18 protein-coding genes and 1 tRNA gene are annotated in these 17,817 nt (G+C 66.3%); 1 reads left to right on the forward strand and 18 read right to left on the reverse strand.

Annotated features, from left to right (window positions below; translation table 11 throughout):
- Positions 1-205 precede the first annotated feature (205 nt).
- The 17 genes from DFR43_RS05355 to rpsB form a co-directional block, all read right to left on the reverse strand.
- A tRNA-Val gene (locus DFR43_RS05355) sits at positions 206-280 on the reverse strand.
- Between the two features lie 57 nt (positions 281-337).
- Complete coding sequence (locus DFR43_RS05360) at positions 338-1,132, reverse strand: TrmH family RNA methyltransferase (protein WP_133596397.1); 795 nt, start codon at positions 1,130-1,132, stop codon at positions 338-340.
- 15 nt (positions 1,133-1,147) lie between these two features.
- Positions 1,148-1,831 carry a ribonuclease HII gene (gene rnhB / locus DFR43_RS05365; protein ID WP_133596399.1) on the reverse strand — a complete coding sequence of 228 codons (684 nt, stop codon included), beginning with the start codon at positions 1,829-1,831 and terminating at the stop codon, positions 1,148-1,150.
- Entirely contained in the window at positions 1,806-2,960 is a 1,155-nt protein-coding gene (gene lpxB, locus DFR43_RS05370) for a lipid-A-disaccharide synthase (RefSeq protein ID WP_245988842.1), read from the reverse strand. The genes rnhB and lpxB overlap by 26 nt, the downstream gene beginning before the upstream one ends.
- Before the next feature lie 14 nt (positions 2,961-2,974).
- On the reverse strand, positions 2,975-3,769 hold the full coding sequence (gene lpxA / locus DFR43_RS05375; protein WP_133596401.1) for an acyl-ACP--UDP-N-acetylglucosamine O-acyltransferase: 795 nt from the start codon (positions 3,767-3,769) through the stop codon (positions 2,975-2,977).
- 14 nt (positions 3,770-3,783) lie between these two features.
- Positions 3,784-4,224, reverse strand: coding sequence for a 3-hydroxyacyl-ACP dehydratase FabZ (gene fabZ, locus DFR43_RS05380; protein WP_133596405.1), 441 nt, complete (start codon positions 4,222-4,224; stop codon positions 3,784-3,786).
- Positions 4,221-5,246, reverse strand: coding sequence for a UDP-3-O-(3-hydroxymyristoyl)glucosamine N-acyltransferase (gene lpxD / locus DFR43_RS05385; protein ID WP_133596408.1), 1,026 nt, complete (start codon positions 5,244-5,246; stop codon positions 4,221-4,223). The genes fabZ and lpxD overlap by 4 nt, the downstream gene beginning before the upstream one ends.
- An 18-nt stretch (positions 5,247-5,264) precedes the next feature.
- A complete protein-coding gene (locus DFR43_RS05390; protein WP_133596410.1) occupies positions 5,265-5,783 on the reverse strand; it encodes an OmpH/Skp family outer membrane protein in 519 nt (172 codons plus the stop codon).
- Positions 5,783-8,098: an outer membrane protein assembly factor BamA gene (gene bamA / locus DFR43_RS05395; protein ID WP_133596413.1), complete on the reverse strand. Its 2,316-nt coding sequence runs from the start codon at positions 8,096-8,098 to the stop codon at positions 5,783-5,785. The genes DFR43_RS05390 and bamA overlap by 1 nt, the downstream gene beginning before the upstream one ends.
- Before the next feature lie 14 nt (positions 8,099-8,112).
- Complete coding sequence (rseP, locus tag DFR43_RS05400) at positions 8,113-9,477, reverse strand: RIP metalloprotease RseP (RefSeq protein WP_133596415.1); 1,365 nt, start codon at positions 9,475-9,477, stop codon at positions 8,113-8,115.
- 15 nt (positions 9,478-9,492) lie between these two features.
- A complete protein-coding gene (gene dxr, locus DFR43_RS05405) occupies positions 9,493-10,674 on the reverse strand; it encodes a 1-deoxy-D-xylulose-5-phosphate reductoisomerase (RefSeq protein ID WP_133596417.1) in 1,182 nt (393 codons plus the stop codon).
- 10 nt (positions 10,675-10,684) lie between these two features.
- On the reverse strand, positions 10,685-11,512 hold the full coding sequence (locus DFR43_RS05410; protein WP_133596419.1) for a phosphatidate cytidylyltransferase: 828 nt from the start codon (positions 11,510-11,512) through the stop codon (positions 10,685-10,687).
- Between the two features lie 10 nt (positions 11,513-11,522).
- A complete protein-coding gene (gene uppS / locus DFR43_RS05415; protein ID WP_133596421.1) occupies positions 11,523-12,257 on the reverse strand; it encodes a polyprenyl diphosphate synthase in 735 nt (244 codons plus the stop codon).
- A gap of 25 nt (positions 12,258-12,282) precedes the next feature.
- Positions 12,283-12,843 (reverse strand): ribosome recycling factor, encoded by a 561-nt coding sequence (gene frr / locus DFR43_RS05420; RefSeq protein WP_133596423.1) that lies wholly within the window; start codon positions 12,841-12,843, stop codon positions 12,283-12,285.
- Positions 12,844-12,925: 82 nt separating this feature from the next.
- Positions 12,926-13,636 (reverse strand): UMP kinase, encoded by a 711-nt coding sequence (gene pyrH / locus DFR43_RS05425; RefSeq protein WP_133596425.1) that lies wholly within the window; start codon positions 13,634-13,636, stop codon positions 12,926-12,928.
- Positions 13,637-13,776: 140 nt separating this feature from the next.
- On the reverse strand, positions 13,777-14,673 hold the full coding sequence (gene tsf, locus DFR43_RS05430; protein ID WP_133596428.1) for a translation elongation factor Ts: 897 nt from the start codon (positions 14,671-14,673) through the stop codon (positions 13,777-13,779).
- 106 nt (positions 14,674-14,779) lie between these two features.
- Complete coding sequence (gene rpsB, locus DFR43_RS05435) at positions 14,780-15,529, reverse strand: 30S ribosomal protein S2 (RefSeq protein WP_133596430.1); 750 nt, start codon at positions 15,527-15,529, stop codon at positions 14,780-14,782.
- A 160-nt stretch (positions 15,530-15,689) separates the two neighbouring features.
- Between rpsB and DFR43_RS05440 the strand changes: the two genes are divergently transcribed.
- Positions 15,690-17,321: an NAD(P)H-hydrate dehydratase gene (locus DFR43_RS05440; protein WP_133596432.1), complete on the forward strand. Its 1,632-nt coding sequence runs from the start codon at positions 15,690-15,692 to the stop codon at positions 17,319-17,321.
- Here DFR43_RS05440 and DFR43_RS05445 read toward each other — a convergent pair.
- The gene (locus tag DFR43_RS05445; RefSeq protein WP_133596434.1) at positions 17,268-17,816 is read right to left on the reverse strand and encodes a YggT family protein; all 549 of its coding nucleotides are present in this window, start codon (positions 17,814-17,816) and stop codon (positions 17,268-17,270) included. The two genes, DFR43_RS05440 and DFR43_RS05445, sit on opposite strands and share 54 nt — an antisense overlap.
- Between the last annotated feature and the right edge of the window lies 1 nt (position 17,817).

Here is a 17,817-nt window from a genome sequence, read left to right on the forward strand (position 1 = left end):
CGGCAGATGCGTTTGGTTAGGGTAAACCTTCGCATTATAGCCGAGGCACCCTCACCCCAGGCGCCCCAGCCCCTCGACCCGGACGATCATCCATCGCCGCAGGGCATTCACACACGACCAGGCAATTGCAATCAGACCACTCGCCGATGCTTCGGCCCCTGAAAGCAAAAAACCTGCAAGCCGGCTGACTTGCAGGTGATGAATGTGGTGGGTGATACATGGATCGAACATGTGACCCCTGCCGTGTGAAGGCAGTGCTCTACCGCTGAGCTAATCACCCTGAACGGAAGCTGGCATTATATACTGGATTTTCGCCACAGCCGCCCACCCACCCCGGTCAAGGACGGGAGGCGTTTTCCGGGGCGCCGAAGGCGCTGACGGCACTGGCGTGCAGGCAAATGGCGGCAGCGGCGGCCACGTTGAGCGACTCCTCCCCGCCTGGCTGGACGATGCGAATCAGACCATGCGCACGCGCCATCAATGCCTCGGCCACACCCTGCCCTTCGTGCCCCATGAGCCAGGCACAGGGCCAGGGCAACGGGGCCTGATGCAGCCATTGCCCTTGGTGGGAGCTGGTGGCCAGCAGGGGCACTTGCAGGTCATCCAGCGCAGCCACATCCACGCCTTCGACCAGATGCAGCGCGAAATGCGCCCCCATGCCCGCACGCAGGACTTTGGGGGCCCACAGGGCCGCCGTGCCGCGCAAGGCCAGCACCTGCCGAAAACCGAAAGCCGCGGCACTGCGCAAAATGGAGCCCACATTGCCGGGATCTTGCACGCGATCCAGCACCACGGTGGGCAAGTCGGGCTGCACGCTCCGCGTGGCGGGCAGGCGGTACAGACAGGCCACGAGCGGCGGGGATTCCAACCCGCTGATCCAGGCCATCAGGCGCGCAGGCACCACGACGCGGCGCACGCCAGGGGCCAGCGCCCAACCTTCGGCCAGGGACTGGTGGCCTTCTGTCAGCACCACCGCCTCGGGCTGCTGCCCGCGGGTCAACAAGGCACGGCACAAATGGTCCCCCTCCAACCACACTTGGCCGGTCTTACGGTACGCGGTGCTGTCTTGGGCCAGTGCCCGGCACTGCCGGGTCCAGGGGTTGTCACGGGAGGCAATGAAGTCTTCGCGCATGGCGGCAAGGAATAATCATGCCGCGCCAGCAGCCCATCCGGCGGCAGGCTCGGGCGTCGCGGCTGCGGCGGCTTGGGTCACTGGCGCAAAGCTGCGGCGGTGGGCAGGACAAGGCCCCCAGCGGTGCAAGGCCGCCAGGTGCTGGGCGGTGCCGTAGCCTTTGTGTCGGTCGAAGCCATAGTCGGGATATTGCGCGTGCAGTTCGTCCATGAGCCGATCGCGCGTCACTTTGGCCAGAATGGACGCGGCCGAAATCGCCTGCACCCGGGCATCGCCTTGCACGATGGCCTCCGCCCTCATGGGCAGGACGGGCAGCCGGTTGCCATCGACCAGCACCAGTTGCGGCTTCAGACGCAGCCCCTCGACCGCACGACGCATGGCCAGCAGAGTGGCTTGCAGGATGTTGAGGCGATCGATCTCCTCCACCGACGCCTGGGCCACGCAGCAGCACAGGGCCTGGGCCCGGATCTGGTCAAACAGCTGCTCGCGCCGGACCGCGCTGAGTTTTTTGGAATCGGCCAGCCCCGGGATGGGTTGGGCGTCGTCGAGCATCACGGCCGCGGCCACCACCGGGCCAGCCAGCGGCCCGCGGCCGGCCTCGTCCACGCCAGCCACCAGGGTGGCGCACACTGGGGGCAACCAGTCGAGCGGCTGCTGAACGAACATGGGGCGCTCAGCCAAGGACTTGGGCAATCGCATCGGTGGCCAGTTGGGCGGTGGGGCGGTTGAGGGTGTCGTGCAAAGCCGCAAAGCGTTGTTGCAAGGATTGCACCCGCTGCGCGGTCGCGTCATCGTCTGCCAGCCAGGCCAGGGTGGCCTCGGCCAGAGCCGCGGGCGTGGCCGCGTCCTGCAGCAGTTCGGGCACCACGAATTCTTGCGCCAGGATGTTGGGCAGCCCGACCCAGGGCTGGAGCATCTTGCGCTGGTGCAGCTTCCACGACAGCCAGTTCATGTGATAGGCAATCACCATGGGGCGCTTGAACAGGGCCGCCTCCAGGGTGGCGGTGCCACTGGCAATCAACGTCACGTCGCACGCCGCCAGCGCGGCATGCGATTGGCCTTGCAGCACGCGGACCACATCGCTGAGCGCGGCTTGGCGCACGTGGCGCTCGATCTCGGCCTGCAAAGCCGGCACCGCCGGCAGCACGAAGGCCAGCTCGGGCCGGGCTTGGCGCATGCGCTGCACCGCCGCCAGGAAGCGCGGCAACACATGCGCGATTTCCGCCCGACGGCTGCCGGGCAGCACGGCCACGACGGGCCCGTCGGCCGGCAAGTCGAGCGCGGCACGGGCGGCCGCCTGGTCGGGGTGGCGGGGAATCAGCGGGGCCAGCGGATGCCCCACGTAAGTGGCGGCGATGCCATGACGCTGAAACAGGGCCGGCTCGAAAGGAAAGATGCACAACACGTGATCCACGTGGCGGCGAATGACCTCGATGCGCTCAGGCCGCCAGGCCCATACCGCGGGCGCGACGAAGTGCACGGTGGCCACGCCGGCGGCACGCAAATCGCCTTCGAGGCTGAGGTTGAAATCCGGCGCGTCCACTCCCACGAACACCCGCGGCGGGGCAGCCAGCAGCCGGTCGCGCAGCTGCCGCCGGATGCCGACGATCTCGCGGTAGTGCCGCAACACCTCGACGTAGCCGCGCACCGCCAGCTTGTCGCTGGGCCACCAGGCGTCAAAACCTTGGGCCTGCATGTGTGGGCCGCCAATGCCGGCCGCTTGCCAGTCGGGCCAGCGCTGCCGCAAGCCCGCCAGCAACTGGGCGGCCAGCATGTCGCCCGAGGCCTCGCCCGCCACCATGGCCACGTCACACCGGGCGCCAGACATGGAGGCCGGCGGCATCACCGCACGATGCCCCGCTCGGGGTGAGCGCTTTGCAGGAAGTCCAGCATCAGGGCCACATCCGGCTGCGCCTGCGGGAAGCGCTGCGGCAACTCGGCAATGCGCTGCTGGGCTTGGGCCAAAGTCAGGTTGTCGCGGTACAGCGCTTTGTGCATGGCCTTGACGGCGGCCACGCGCTCGGCCGCGAAACCGCGTCGGCGCAACCCCTCGAAGTTCATCGAACGGGCCTGCGCAGGCTGGCCTTGAGCCATCACGAAAGGGGGCACGTCGGCAAACAGCAGAGAGCACATGGCCGTCATGGCATGGGCGCCAATGCGCACGAACTGGTGCACCACGGTGTACCCGCCCAAGATGACCCAATCCCCCACCTGCACGTGCCCGGCCAGCTGGGCATTGTTGGCAAAGATGGTGTGGTCGCCCACCAGGCAATCATGCGCCAGGTGGGTGTAGGCCATCATCCAGTTGTCGTTGCCCAACCGGGTCACGCCGCCGCCTTGCACGGTTCCGATGTGGTAGGTGCTGTATTCGCGGATGGTGTTGCGGTCGCCAATGATGAGCTCGCAAGGCTCGCCCCGGTATTTTTTGTCCTGGCTGGCCAAGCCCAACGAGACAAACGGGTAGATGTGGTTGTCGCGCCCGATGGTGGTGTGCCCCTCGATGACGCAGTGCGCTGCGATGCGCGTGCCCTCGCCCACCCGGACGTGAGGGCCGATCACGGTATAGGGCCCCACGCTGACGGCGTCACCCAGTTCGGCCCGAGGGTCCACCAAGGCGGTGGGATGAATGTCTGCCATGCCCGTGAGCGCCTTCAGGCGATGGTACGCATGGTGCACATGAGCTCGGCTTCGCAAGCCACCTCGTCGCCCACGCGGGTCACGCCTTTGAACTTGAAGATGCCGGCCTTCATGCGCTCCAGCGTCACGTCCATGACCAGTTGGTCCCCCGGCTCCACCGGACGCTTGAACCGCGCGCCGTCGATGCCGGCAAAGTAGTACACCGTCTTGTCATCGGGCGTCACGCCCAGGGTGTCGAAGGCCAGCAACGCCGCCGTCTGCGCCATGGCTTCGAGCATCAGCACGCCCGGAAACACCGGCCGATGCGGAAAGTGCCCCGTGAACTGCGGCTCGTTCATGCTGACGTTTTTCAGCGCCTTGATGGACTTGCCTTTGTCTACCTCAAGCACCCGATCCACCAGCAGGAAGGGGTAACGGTGCGGCAGTTGTTTGAGAATTTGGTGAATGTCCATCATGATCGGTTTTCCAAAGCTTTGAGCCGTTCGCGCAGCCGGTGCAACTGGCGCAGCGTGGCCGCGTTCTTTTCCCAGCTCTTATTGTCGTCGATGGGGAAAACGCCGCTGTACTGCCCCGGCTGCAGGATCGAGCGCATCACCACCGACGCGGCAGAGATGTGGACATGATCGGCCAGCGTCAAATGGCCCAGGATGACCGCGCCGCCCCCCACCGTGCAATGCGCGCCGATGCGAGCGCTGCCGGCCACGCCCACGCAACCAGCCATGGCCGTGTGGCGCCCGATGTGGACGTTGTGGCCGATCTGGATCAGGTTGTCGAGCTTGACGCCGTCCTCGATGACGGTGTCGTCCAGGGCGCCGCGGTCGATGCAGGTGTTGGCGCCGATTTCCACATCGTCGCCGATCTGGACCGCGCCCAACTGCTCGATTTTCACCCACTGCCCTTGGTGTGGGGCAAAGCCAAAGCCGTCGGCGCCAATCACCACCCCGGCATGCACAATGCAGCGCCGCCCCAGCACACAGTCATGGCCCAGCACGACATGGGCCGCCAGGCGGGTGCCCGCCCCGACACGCGCACGGCGCTGCACCACGCCGTGGGCCCCGATGACGGCGCCGTCACCGATCTCGGCCTCGGCCTCGATCACGGCGAAAGGCCCCACCTCCACCCCGACGCCCAGACGGGCACGCGGATCCACCCAGGCCGAGGGATGAATGGCCGGCGCATCGACGGCTTGGCGCTGCCGCGCCCGCCACCATTGGGTCAGGCGGGCGAAATAGAGATAAGGGTCATCGGCCACGATGCAGGCCCCGCGGGCCCGAGCCGGCTCCGCCAGGGCCGGCGGCACGATCAACGCGCCCGCCTGGGTGCTGGCCAACTGGCTGGCATAGCGGGCATGCGAGATGAAGGACACGTCCTGCGGACCCGCTTTCGCCAACGACGCAATGCGGTGTATCGGCAGGGCAGCATCACCATGCAAAACGCCGCCCAAGGCGGCGTGGATGTCGGCCAGCGTGGTGGTCACGAGCGCAGTCAGAGCCTTTTAGCGGCCATTGTTCAAGCCGTTGATCACGCGGTCGGTGATGTCGTGCTTGGGATTGATGTACACCGCTTCCTGGATGATGAGGTCGTACTTTTCGGCTTCGGCAATCTGTCGAATGACCCGGTTGGCACGCTCCAGCACCTGCTGAAGCTCCTCGTTCTTGCGCAGGTTCAGATCCTCCTGGAACTCGCGGCTGCGGCGCTGGAAGTCACGGTCCATGTCCACGAGCTGGCGCTGGCGCTGCGTGCGCTGCGACTCAGACAGGGTGGGCGCCTCGCGCTCGAATTTTTCCGAAGCGGCCCGCAACTGGTTGCGTAGATTTTCGAGTTCCCGCTCGCGCCGGGAAAACTCCTGTTCCAGCTTGGCTTGGGCCGCCTTGGCCGCGGCGGAGTCGCGGAAAATGCGATCGGTATTGACAAACCCGATCTTGAATTCCTGCGCCATGGCGGTGGCTGCCGCCACGCTCAGCACCAGCACCGTCAGACCACGGCGAATCACATCACGAGAAATCGATTTCATCAGAAAGAAGTTCCAATCTGGAATTGAATGCTTTGAGGCTTGTCGTTGGCGAACTTGCGCACCGGCCGGGCATAGGCGATTCTAAGCGGCCCCACGGGCGAAATCCAACTGATGCCGATGCCGGCCGAGGCCCGCAGGTCGGACAGCTTGCTGCTGTTCTGGAAGTCGTCAGAGACGTTGCCGATGTCGAAGAAACCGAACATGCGCAATGTGCGGTCGTTGCCCGCGCCGGGGAAGGGGGTGATGATTTCGGTGTTGAGCAGCACCATGCGCGAGCCACCGATGTAGGAAATGGTGTTCGGGTCGTTCACCAATCCGCTGCGCCCACCCAGCGTGCCTTGCTCGAAGCCGCGCACCGAGCCCAAGCCACCGCCGTAGAAGTTCTTGAACAGCGGGAACGGCTTGCCGCCCAGCCCCTTGCCCCAGCCCGCCTCGGCATTGAAGGCCAGAGTGTATTGCTTGGACAAGGGGATGTACTGCTGGAACTGCCCGCTGAACTTGGTGTAACGGGTGTCGCCAGCCACGCCGAGTTCGCCATTGAAGCGCATCAGGCGGCCCTGGGTGGGCACGAGCGCGCTGTCGCGCGTATCGCGGGCCCAGCCCACGGTCAGGGGGATGGAAGTGGCCGAACGGCCAAAATCATCGATGAACTGCTGGTAAGCCAGCGGCAGCCCATTGCCGGGCTCGATGCGGGTCTGCTCGGCACCGATGCCGAAGAAAACGGTATCCGTCTCGGTGAACGGCACGCCGAAACGGATGCTGGCCCCCGGCGTGACGAGGCGGTAATCCCCTTCCTGTTCCGACAGCGGCCGGGTGGTGCGGTAATACAGGTCGAGCGAGCGGGAGATCCCGTCGGCGGTGAAGTACGGATTCACCGTGCTGAGCACGAACTGCTTGTTGAACTTGCTGGTGTTGAGGTTGAGGCCCAGGTAGTTCCCGCTGCCGAACACGTTTTCCTGCTGGATGCCGGCGACGAACGAGAGCTTTTCGGACTGGGAGTAGCCGGCGCCGATGGACAGGTTGCCGGTGGGCTTTTCCTCTACCCGCACGACCAGATCCACCTGATCGGGAGCGTCGGGCACTTCCTGGGTATCGATGGTGACTTGGGTGAAAAAGCCCAGACGGTCCACCCGGTCGCGGGACAGGCGGATGCGGTCACTGTCGTACCAGGAGGCTTCCAGCTGACGGAATTCGCGCCGGATCACTTCGTCGCGGGTGCGGTTGTTGCCCTCGACGTTGATGCGGCGCACATAGGCCCGCCGCGACGGCTCAGCCCGCAGCACCAGCGCCACCTGCGATTGCTCGCGGTCGATCTCGGGCTGAACGTCCACCCGGGCGAAGGCAAAGCCGAAGCTGCCAAAGTAGTCGGTGAAGGCGCGAACGGTCTCGGCCACATCCTCGGCGTTGTAGGCCTGCCCGGCGCGGATGCGCACGAGCGACTGGAACTCCTCCTCCTTGCCCAGGAAATCCCCTTCCAGTCGCACCCCCGAGACCACGTAGCGCTTGCCTTCGGTGATGTTGATGGTGATGGCCATCTCGTCCTTGCCGGGAGTGATGGACACCTGGGTGGAGTCGATGCTGAACTCCAGAAAGCCGCGGGTGAGGTAGAACGAGCGCAGCGTCTCCAGGTCGGCGTTGAGCTTGGCGCGGGAGTAGCGGTCGGACTTGGTGTACCAGCTCAGCCAACCGCCGGTGTTGAGGTCGAACAGGCCGCGCAGCGTGGACTCGCTGAACGCTTGATTGCCGACGATGCGGATGTCCCGGATCTTGGCCACATCGCCTTCGACCACGCTGAAGTTCAGATTCACGCGGTTGCGCTCGATCGGCGTGACCGTGGTGGTGACGGTGGCCGCATACATGCTGCGGTTGAGGTACTGGCGCTTGAGTTCCTGCTCGGCCCGGTCGGCCAGGGCGCGGTCGAAGGGCCGGCCTTCGGTCAGGCCCACATCGCGCAGGGCGCGGCGCAGCACGTCGTTGTCGAACTCGCGCACCCCCGAGAAGGTGATGTCGGCCACGGTGGGGCGCTCTTCCACGATCACCACCAGCACATCGCCATCGATTTGCAGGCGCACATCGGAAAACAGGCCCAGCCCGAACAGGGCGCGGATGGCGGCCGAGCCTTGCTCATCGGAATACGTGTCGCCCACGCGGAACGGCAAGGAGGCAAACACCGTGCCCGGCTCGACCCGTTGCAGGCCCTCGACGCGGATGTCCCGCAGCGTGAACGGATCGACGGCCCAGGCCGGCAGCGCCGCCAGTGTGGAGATCAGCACGCCCCAGGCGACGCGGCGCAAGCGCGAATGCTTGTGTTTCATGAAAAGCAGGAATTTCAGCCCAGCAAGCGGGCGACGTCGTTGAACATGGCCAGTGACATGAGCCCCAGCAACACCACCATTCCGCCGCGTTGCAGGCGCTCCATCCACACGTCCGACACGGGACGCCCGGTCACTGCCTCCCACAGATAATACATCAGGTGCCCACCGTCGAGGACGGGCAGCGGCAGCAGGTTGAGCACCCCGAGGCTGACGCTGATGAGCGCCAGAAACAGGATGTAGGCGGTCAGCCCCATGCTGGCCGACTTGCCAGCGTAGTCGGCAATCGTCAACGGCCCGCTCAGGTTCTTCAGCGACGCCTCCCCCACCAGCATGCGGTAGAGCATGCGCAGCGACAGCGCCGCGACCTCCCAGGTGCGCTCGACGCCTTTCCACAGCCCCTCCCACACGCCGGATGAGACGGTGACCATCTCTGGCGCCGCGCCGATATAGGCCCCCACGCGCCCGACCCAGGCATCGCCCACCCGCTCGGGGCGCGGCGTCACCTCGATCTCCAGCAGGCGGCCTTCGCGCTCGACCTGCCAACGCTGCGTTTGGGCCTGACCTTGCGCGCTCACCGCCTCGCGGATGCGCATGCGCAAATCCTGGCCGTCCGGCACCGGCCGGTCATCCACGCGCAGCACCAGGTCGCCCGGGCGCAGCCCTGCGGCTTCGGCCGCACCGCCTGGCAACAACTCCCCCACGACCGGCGCCGTCCAGGGCGCGACCACCCCGATGCGTTGCAACAACGCCGCGTCCGCATCGCGCACCGACAATTCGGTCAGCGGCAGCCACACTTCGCGGGAAGGCTGGTCGGGTCCATCGGCCACCCAGAGGCGCACGTCCTGCTGGGTCAAGGCCGCGCGAGTGAGTTGCCAGCGCAGCGTCTCGAAAGACGCCACCGTCACCGGTGCCTGGGCCCCGACGCCCATCGACAGCACCCACTCGCCCCCGCGCACCCCGGCCCGCTCGGCCAGCGAGGCCGGCGGCGGGCTGGACAGCACGGCGCGGGGCTCTTGCACCCCTATCCAAGACACCAGCGCATACAGCAGCACCGCCAAAAGCAGGTTGGCCAGCGGCCCGGCCGCCACGATGGCGGTGCGTGCCCATAGCGGTTGGTGGTTGAAAGCCCGGTGCCGCTCCTCGGCGGCCACAGGACCTTCGCGCTCGTCGAGCATGCGCACGTAGCCGCCCAGCGGCAACGCGCCGATGACGAACTCCGTGCCGCTGCGCGGAGACTGCCAGCGCCACAGCGGCTTGCCAAAGCCGATGGAAAAGCGCAGCACCTTCACGCCGCAAGCCACCGCCACGCGATAGTGGCCGTACTCGTGCACCGCGATCAGCAGCCCCAGGGCCACCACAAAGGCCAGCACCGTCATCATGGATCGACACTCATCTCATTGCTGCCACCGCCGGACCTGCTGCGCTGCCTGCGCACGCGCCTCGGCGTCCAGCGCCATCAGGTCTTCCAGACCATCGAGCTTTGGAGGGCGCAGTCGGCTCAAAGTTGCCTCATTGACGGCGTGAATGCGGTCAAAGCGCAAGCGTCCCTCCAGAAACGCCTCCACCGCCACCTCGTTGGCGGCATTGAGCACGGCCGTGGCACCGGGCGCCTCGCCCAGCGCCTGCCAGGCCAGGAACAGGCCGGGAAAGCGCGCGCGCTCCGGGGCCTCGAACGTCAGCGCCCCCAAGGTCCGGAAATCGAGCGGCTCGGCGCCGGAGGCCATACGGTCTGGCCAGCTCAGCCCGTAGGCAATGGGCACCCGCATGTCGGGCGTGCCCAGTTGCGCCACCACGGAGCGGTCGCGGTATTGCACCATCGAATGGATGACGCTTTGCGGATGGATCACCACCTCGATGCATTCGGGCGCGAAGCCAAACAGGTAATGCGCCTCGATGACCTCCAGCGCCTTGTTCATCATGGTGGCCGAATCCACGGAAATCTTGCGCCCCATCACCCAGTTGGGGTGCGCGCACGCTTGCTGCGGCGTCACGGCCGACAGGTGCTCAGGCGCCCAGGTGCGAAAGGGGCCGCCGGATGCGGTCAGAATCAGCTTTTCCACCCGATCTGGCCAGGTCTGGGCATCTTCGGGCAGCGACTGGAAAACGGCGGAGTGCTCGCTGTCGATGGGCAGCAATCGGCCGCCGCCTTGGTGGACGGCCCGCATGAACCAGTCGCCCCCGACCACCAGCGCTTCTTTATTGGCCAGCAGCAGTTTTTTGCCCGCGCGGGCAGCCGCGGCGCAAGGCGCCAGACCGGCAGCGCCCACGATGGCGGCCATCACAGCGTCCACCTCGGGGGCGGTGGCCACGTCGCACAAAGCCTGCGGCCCGCTCAACACTTCGGTCTCCTGGACCCCGAGGGCATGGAGCGCCTCGCGTAAGGCCTGCTCGTGGGCCGGGCCAATCACCGCATAGCGGGGCCGGAATTGCCGACACTGCCGTGCCAGCACATCCACTTGGCGCGAGGCCGTCAGCGCAAACACGCGAAACCGCTGTGGATGGCGAGCCACCACATCCAGCGTGTTGGTACCGATGGAGCCGGTGGACCCCAGCACGGTCAGCCACTGCACAGTCATCCCCAGATCCTCAAGCCGTCACGACCCACATGGCCAAGGGCAACACGGGAAGCAAAGCATCCACCCGGTCGAGCACGCCGCCATGCCCGGGCAGCAACCGGCTGGAATCCTTCGCGCCGGCGCTGCGCTTGACCAGGGACTCCACCAAATCCCCCACCACGCTCATCGCCACCAGCAGCACCAACAACACCGGGGCCAGCACCGGCCCCCAGCGCCACAAGGCCGTATAGAGGTGGGCCGGCCCATCGGCCGGGGCCAACGCCAGCCAGGCCACAGCCAGAAGCAGCACCCCCACCGCGCCGCTGTATGCGCCTTCCCAGCTCTTGCCCGGGCTGATGGCCGGCGCCAGCTTGCGGCGCCCGAAGGCTTTGCCGCCGAAATACGCCGCGATGTCGGCCACCCAAACCAGCAGCAGTATGCTCAGCAGCATGGCCACACCAGCCACCCGCGCCTGAGCCATCGCCCACCAGGCCACGCCAATCAGCACCCAGCCCAGCCCCAGGCGCAAGGCGCGCGGCACCTGCGGCCAGCCTGCCACACCACGGTACAGCAACCACGGTGCCAGCAGCAGCCACAGCCCGGCTGCCCAGGGCCACAGCCAGCGGCTGTCGGCATCCAGCCCAAAATGCCACCAGATCAGCGCCAGCACGCCGCCCAGCAACGCACCGGCCACACGCGCTTGTCCCTCGGCGCAGCCATTGAGCCGCCCCCATTCCCAGCCCGCGCCCACGATCAACAGCAGCGTCAGGGCGCAAAACGGCTCGGGCGAAGGATAGAACAGCGCCGGCAGCAACAGCGCCAGCAGCACCACGGCGGTGATCACACGTTGCTTGAGCATCGCCGCGGCCTCAGACCGTCTCCTGGCGGGCAGACGCCACCTGTTCGGCCGTGCGCCCAAACCGCCGCTGGCGACGGGCATAGTCATCCAGCGCCTGAAAGTAGGCCTCGCGACTGAAGGCTGGCCACAGCGCGTCGGAAAAATACAGTTCGCTGTAGGCCATCTGCCAGATCAGGAAGTTGCTGATGCGCTGCTCGCAACCGGTGCGAATGACCAGATCGGGGTCGGGCACATGCGCCAGCACCAGCGAGGCCGACAGCGACGCCTCGGTGATCGGCTCGCCACGCTGCGCCAGCGCCTGCGCCGCCTGCACGATGTCCCAGCGGCCACCGTAGTTGAAGCAGACATTGAGCACCAGCCGGTCGTTGCTGGCGGTCTGGGCCTCGGCGGCCTCCAGGCTGCGCCGCAAGGTGGCCGCCAGCGCCTGCCGGTCGCCAGGAAAGTGCAGCCGCACCCCTGCCCGCAGCAATTCGGGCACTTCCCGGTCCAAAGCCCGGGCCAGCAGCCCCATCAGCCCCGAGACCTCATCGGCCGGCCGACGCCAGTTCTCCGAGGAAAAGGCAAAAACCGTCAGCACGCGCACGCCGGCTTCGATGCTCCAACGCACGACTTCGCGCAGCTTGTCCAGCCCTTGCCGGTGGCCGGCCAGCCGCGGCAGCATTCGCTGCTGCGCCCAGCGACCGTTGCCATCCATGACGATGGCCACATGGTGAGGCACCGAATCGGTGCGGGAATCGACACCCATGAAACGGACCACGCCGACCTGTCGGTCAGATGGCCATGATGTCCTGCTCTTTGGCCGCGACGATCTTGTCCACTTCGGCAATCATGCGGTCGGTCAGCTTTTGAATGTCGTCCTGGGCGCGGCGCTCATCGTCTTCGGACGCCAACTTGTCCTTGACCAGCTTCTTGACCTGCTCGTTGGCGTCGCGGCGCAGGTTGCGGATCGCGATTTTGGCCTGCTCGCCCTCGTTCTTGACCACCTTGGTCAGTTCGCGGCGGCGCTCCTCGGTCATGGGCGGAATCGGCACCCGGATCAAATCGCCCTGGGACGCGGGATTCAGCCCCAGGTCCGATTCGCGGATGGCTTTCTCGATTTTGGCACCCATGCCTTTTTCCCACGGCGCCACGCCGATGGTGCGGGCATCCAGCAGCGACAGATTGGCCACTTGCGACAGGGGCAGCATGGACCCGTAGTACTCCACGTGCACGGTATCCAGCAAAGCCGGGTTGGCGCGCCCGGTGCGCACCTTGGCCAGATTGGCCTTGAGCGCCTCCAGCGAGGCATTCATCTTGTGTTCGGCGTTTTTCTTGATGTCTGGAATCTGCATGGTCTCAACCTCTTGGCAGCGCCGCACGGCACGGGCGCTGCGGCTTGTTCGGGGCAACCCCTGAGCATACACCGTGTGAAGCTCAGACGTGCACCAGCGTCCCTTCGTCCTCACCCATCACCACGCGGCGCAGCGCCCCGGGCTTGAAGATGCTGAACACGCGAACCGGCAGGTTCTGGTCGCGGCACAGGGCAAAGGCGGTGGCGTCCATCACCTGGAGCTGCCGGGCCATGGCCTCGTCGAAGCTGATGGACTGATAGCGCTTGGCGCTGGCATCCTTCTTCGGATCGGCGGTATACACCCCATCGACCTTGGTGGCCTTGAGCACGATTTCGGCGCCAATCTCTGCACCACGCAGCGCAGCGGCCGTGTCGGTGGTGAAGAAGGGATTGCCGGTGCCGGCCGCGAAAATCACCACCTTGCCCTCCTCCAGATATTGCAGGGCCTTGGGGCGCACGTAAGGCTCGACCACCTGCTCGATGGCAATCGCCGACATGACCCGGGCCGTGACCCCGGCGCGCTCCATCGCATCGCCCAGCGCCAGCGAGTTCATGACGGTGGCCAACATGCCCATGTAGTCGGCCGTGGCCCGATCCATGCCGACCGAACCACCCGCCACGCCGCGGAAGATGTTGCCGCCACCAATGACGATCGCCACCTGCACCCCGAGGCGCGTGACCTCCGCCACTTCCTCGACGATGCGCACGATGGTGGCGCGGTTGATGCCGAAAGCGTCGTCGCCCATCAGGGCTTCGCCGGAGAGTTTCAAGAGGATGCGTTGGTGGGCTGGCATAAGCGGGGCGTGCGGTGTGTGGTGCGGTGATTGTAGGGGCTTGGGTGTGACAACGGCCGACCCTCTGCAGGGCCGGCCGTGTCCATGTGGGCCAACGTCAGGGCCCGCGCCGATGGTCGGCACAGACCCCACGCGGGCGATCAGGCGCTCTTGGCCGCGGCCACCTGGGCAGCCACTTCGGCGGCGAAGTCGTCCTGCTTCTTCTCGATGCCTTCGCCCACCACGTAGAGCGTGAAGCCCTTGACGGTGGTGTTGGCCGATTTCAGATAGGCGCCCACGGTCTGCTTGCCGTCGGCGGCCTTGACGAACACCTGATCCAGCAGCGCAACCTCTTTGAGGTATTTCTGCACGGAGCCTTCCACCATCTTGGCCACGATGTCGGCCGGCTTGCCGGACTCGGCGGCTTTCTGCTCGGCCACGGAACGCTCCTTGGCAATCAGGTCGGCCGGCACGTCGGCGCCCGAGAGGGCCACGGGCTTCATGGCGGCGATGTGCATCGCGGTGTCTTTGGCGGCCGCAGCGTCACCGTCGAACTCCACCATCACGCCGATGCGCACGCCATGCAGGTAAGCCGCCAGTTGGCCACCGCCACTGTAGCGCTTGAAGCGGCGAATGGTCATGTTTTCGCCGATCTTGCCGATCAGGCCCTTGCGCACCTCTTCCACGGTGGGACCAAAGCCTTCCATGGACAGGGGCAGCTCGGACAGCGCGGCCACGTCGGCCGGGTTGTGCTTGACGATCAGCGAGGCCACCTGGTTGCAGAAAGCCAGGAACAGATCGTTTTTGGACACAAAGTCGGTTTCGCAGTTGACTTCCACCAGCGCGCCGGTGTTGCCTTCGATGCAGGACGCGACCACGCCTTCGGCGGTGATGCGGCTGGCGGCCTTGCCGGCTTTGTTGCCCAGCTTGACGCGCAGGATCTCCTCGGCTTTTTCCATGTTGCCTTCGGCCTCGGTCAGGGCCTTCTTGCACTCCATCATGGGGGCGTCGGTCTTGGCGCGCAGTTCGGCGACCATGCTTGCGGTGATTGCAGCCATTGTGTTCTCCAGTTCAGGCCCCTGGGGGCCAGATTGCGATGTCTTGATGAAAGCCCGGTGACAAAAAAGGGGCTCAGCGCCCCTTGTGAACCACGGGCAGCCAGCCTCAGGCGGGGTCCTTGACCTCGACGAACTCGTCGGCGGCAGCGGTCTGCGCGGCTTGCACCACGTTGTTGACGGCGTTGGCGCGGCCTTCCAGGATGGCGTCGGCAATGCCGCGGGCGTACAGCGCCACGGCTTTGGCCGAGTCATCGTTGCCAGGGATGACATAGTCGATGCCAACGGGCGAGTGGTTGGTATCCACCACACCGATCAGGGGAATGCCCAGCTTCTGCGCCTCGGCGACGGCAATCTTGTGGTAGCCCACATCGATCACGAAAATGGCATCCGGCAAGGCGTTCATGTCTTGAATGCCGCCGATGTCCTTCTCCAGCTTTTCGAGCTGGCGGTTGAAGTTGAGCTGCTCCTTCTTGGACATGTTCTCCAGGCCGGCTTCTTTTTGGGCCTGCATGTCTTTGAGGCGCTTGATAGAGGTCTTGACGGTCTTGAAATTGGTCAGCATGCCGCCGAGCCAGCGCTGCTCGACATAAGGCACGCCAGCGCGACGGGCCTCCTGCGCCACGATGTCACGCGACTGGCGCTTGGTGCCCACCATCAGCACGGTGCCGCCATTGGCCGTCAACTGGCGCACGAATTTGCAAGCCTCCTCGAACATCGGGAGGGTTTTTTCCAGATTGACGATGTGAATCTTGTTGCGATGACCGAAGATGTAGGGGGCCATCTTGGGGTTCCAGAAGCGGGTCTGGTGACCGAAGTGGACACCGGCTTCCAGCATTTCGCGCATGGAAATGGACATGGTATTGCTTTCCAAAGGTTAGGGCTTAAATCCAGCCCAGATTGCCGCCACAATGCATGCACTGGCGCCAACACCCGGACGGACTGGTTTGCGATTTTTTGTTTGGCCAGCCGCCCGACCCGAAGCCAGCCGACGGCAAAACCTAAAAATTATAGCACCCATGTCATTGCGACGCATCGCCCACCAGCCCTCACCTCACGCGCCGCTGCACGACGTTGCCGCCACGCGTGCCTGGGAAGCCCGGGCGCAAGACAGGCTGCCCCCACATGCCTTGATGCAGCGGGCCGGCGAAGCCGTCTATCGACTGGGCGCGGCCATCGCGCCGCATGCGCGGCGGGTCTGGGTGGTGTGCGGGGGCGGCAACAACGGGGGCGATGGCCTGCTGGCCGCCGTGCGATGGCAGCAGCGCTTGCAGCCCATCGGCGGCGAAGTCGCCGTGACCTGGCTGGGCAGCGAAGACCGCCTGCCACCCGATGCCCGCCACGCACTGGGCGTGGCCCGCGGCAGCGGCCTGCGCTGGACGGACGAGCCGCCGCCACAAACCGATCTGGCCATCGATGCGCTGTTTGGCATCGGCCTGCGCCGCCCCCCCCATGGCGAGGCGCTGCGCTGGATCGCGCATTTGCAGGAGCGATCCGGCCCCGTGCTCTGCGTCGATCTGCCCAGCGGGCTGGACGCCGACCGGGGCGAATGGCTGGCCCCGACCCCGCTACAAGCCAACCCGCAGCGGCACACGCTGGCACTGCTCACCCTCAAGCCCGGCCTGTTCACCGGCCAAGGGCGTGAGGCCGCCGGGCACCTGTGGTTCGACGATCTGGACACCTCCTTGCCCGACGCCGAAGCGCCCCCACCCGCCGCCTGGCTGCATGGTCAGACGGTCCTGGCCGAGGCTCCCCGGCGCTGGCAGCACGGCGCGCATAAAGGCCGGCACGGGAACCTGCTCATCGTGGGCGGGCAGTTGCCCGATGCGCGTCAACCCGGCATGACCGGCGCCGCAGTGCTGGCCGCTCGCGCGGGCTTGCACGCGGGCGCCGGGCGGGTATATGTCGGGCTGCTGCCCGGGCCGGATGCCACGGGCGCGGCATGGCCCGCTTTCGATCCCCTGCAACCAGAACTCATGCTGCGCAGCGCCACGCAGTTACGGGATCTCGCCCGGGAACCCGACAGCGTCAGCGTGTGCGGCTGCGGTGGCGGCCAAGCGCTGGCCGCCGTGTTGCCGGACTTGCTGACACACAGCCCCCGGCTCGTGCTGGATGCCGACGCCCTCAACGCCATCGCCCGCGAGCCACGGTGGCAGCAGGCGCTGGCCCGTCGCGCCGAAGCGGGCTTGCACACCGTGCTGACGCCACATCCCCTGGAAGCGGCCCGTCTGCTGGGCACCGACACGATGCAGGTGCAACGCGACCGCCTCCGGGCCGCGCAGACACTCGCCGATACATGGCGCTGCGTGGTGGTGCTCAAAGGCTCGGGCAGCATCACCGCGGCACCGGGTCTGCCGCCGCGCATCAACGCCAGCGGCAACGGACTGCTGGCCACGGCCGGCACGGGTGACGTGCTGGCGGGCTTGATCGGGGCGCGGCTCTGCCTCGCGCCAACCCGTTCACCCATCGACCCGGCCGCGCTGCAAGCCCTGGTCGCCGATGCCGTCTATGCCCACGGGCGCGTGGCCGACACCTGGCCCGCCAACCGCCTCACCCTGTGCGCCGGTGACATGCCGGCCTGCCTCGGCCAAGGCGGATCAAGCGATCACCAGCAGGCCGACCTGCAACAGAATGATGAGCACCAGCACTGACAGATCCACCCCGCCCACCAAGGGAATGACGCGACGGATCGGCGCCAACACGGGATCGAGCAGGCGCGACAGCACGTTCTGGATCGGTGAATGCGGCTGAATCCATGACAGCACGGCATAGACCAGGGCCAGCAGCATCAGGCCCTGCAACACCGTGCGAATCAGAAACATCACCGCCAGAAAGGGCACCGTGATCACGAAGCCCAGGTTCTGCACCCCAGCCAGATGCCCCCCAGAGAAAGCGTGGAGGATGGCCGAGTAAGCCAAGGCCAGCATCACCGCCGCCAGAAAGCTGCCCCAGTCGGTATTGGCCTGCGCCCAGGCACGGGGCAGCGTCTTGCGCAGGGGTTGGACGATCCAGTCCGTGATGGCCATGACGAAGAGCCCGGGCTGCTGCGTCATGCGCATGCGGCGCGTGTTCATCCAGCCCCGGAGGAGCGCCGCGCCCACCAAGAAGAAAAACAGCGTATTGAGCAGAAACAGCAGAACATGCATC

This window comes from Tepidicella xavieri (assembly GCF_004363315.1).
Classification (GTDB): domain Bacteria; phylum Pseudomonadota; class Gammaproteobacteria; order Burkholderiales; family Burkholderiaceae_C; genus Tepidicella; species Tepidicella xavieri.

Coding starts and splice junctions, on each gene's coding strand:
- frr (WP_133596423.1), bottom strand. CDS start 12,843: ATGCAGATTCCAGACATCAAGAAAAACGCCGAACACAAGATGAATGCC.
- rseP (WP_133596415.1), bottom strand. CDS start 9,477: ATGATGACGGTGCTGGCCTTTGTGGTGGCCCTGGGGCTGCTGATCGCG.
- DFR43_RS05360 (WP_133596397.1), bottom strand. CDS start 1,132: ATGCGCGAAGACTTCATTGCCTCCCGTGACAACCCCTGGACCCGGCAG.
- rpsB (WP_133596430.1), bottom strand. CDS start 15,529: ATGTCCATTTCCATGCGCGAAATGCTGGAAGCCGGTGTCCACTTCGGT.
- DFR43_RS05410 (WP_133596419.1), bottom strand. CDS start 11,512: ATGCTCAAGCAACGTGTGATCACCGCCGTGGTGCTGCTGGCGCTGTTG.
- DFR43_RS05390 (WP_133596410.1), bottom strand. CDS start 5,783: ATGAAATCGATTTCTCGTGATGTGATTCGCCGTGGTCTGACGGTGCTG.
- tsf (WP_133596428.1), bottom strand. CDS start 14,673: ATGGCTGCAATCACCGCAAGCATGGTCGCCGAACTGCGCGCCAAGACC.
- fabZ (WP_133596405.1), bottom strand. CDS start 4,224: ATGATGGACATTCACCAAATTCTCAAACAACTGCCGCACCGTTACCCC.
- dxr (WP_133596417.1), bottom strand. CDS start 10,674: ATGACTGTGCAGTGGCTGACCGTGCTGGGGTCCACCGGCTCCATCGGT.
- rnhB (WP_133596399.1), bottom strand. CDS start 1,831: ATGCGATTGCCCAAGTCCTTGGCTGAGCGCCCCATGTTCGTTCAGCAG.
- bamA (WP_133596413.1), bottom strand. CDS start 8,098: ATGAAACACAAGCATTCGCGCTTGCGCCGCGTCGCCTGGGGCGTGCTG.
- pyrH (WP_133596425.1), bottom strand. CDS start 13,636: ATGCCAGCCCACCAACGCATCCTCTTGAAACTCTCCGGCGAAGCCCTG.
- lpxB (WP_245988842.1), bottom strand. CDS start 2,960: ATGTCTGGCGCCCGGTGTGACGTGGCCATGGTGGCGGGCGAGGCCTCG.
- DFR43_RS05445 (WP_133596434.1), bottom strand. CDS start 17,816: ATGCATGTTCTGCTGTTTCTGCTCAATACGCTGTTTTTCTTCTTGGTG.
- DFR43_RS05440 (WP_133596432.1), top strand. CDS start 15,690: ATGTCATTGCGACGCATCGCCCACCAGCCCTCACCTCACGCGCCGCTG.
- lpxA (WP_133596401.1), bottom strand. CDS start 3,769: ATGGCAGACATTCATCCCACCGCCTTGGTGGACCCTCGGGCCGAACTG.
- uppS (WP_133596421.1), bottom strand. CDS start 12,257: ATGGGTGTCGATTCCCGCACCGATTCGGTGCCTCACCATGTGGCCATC.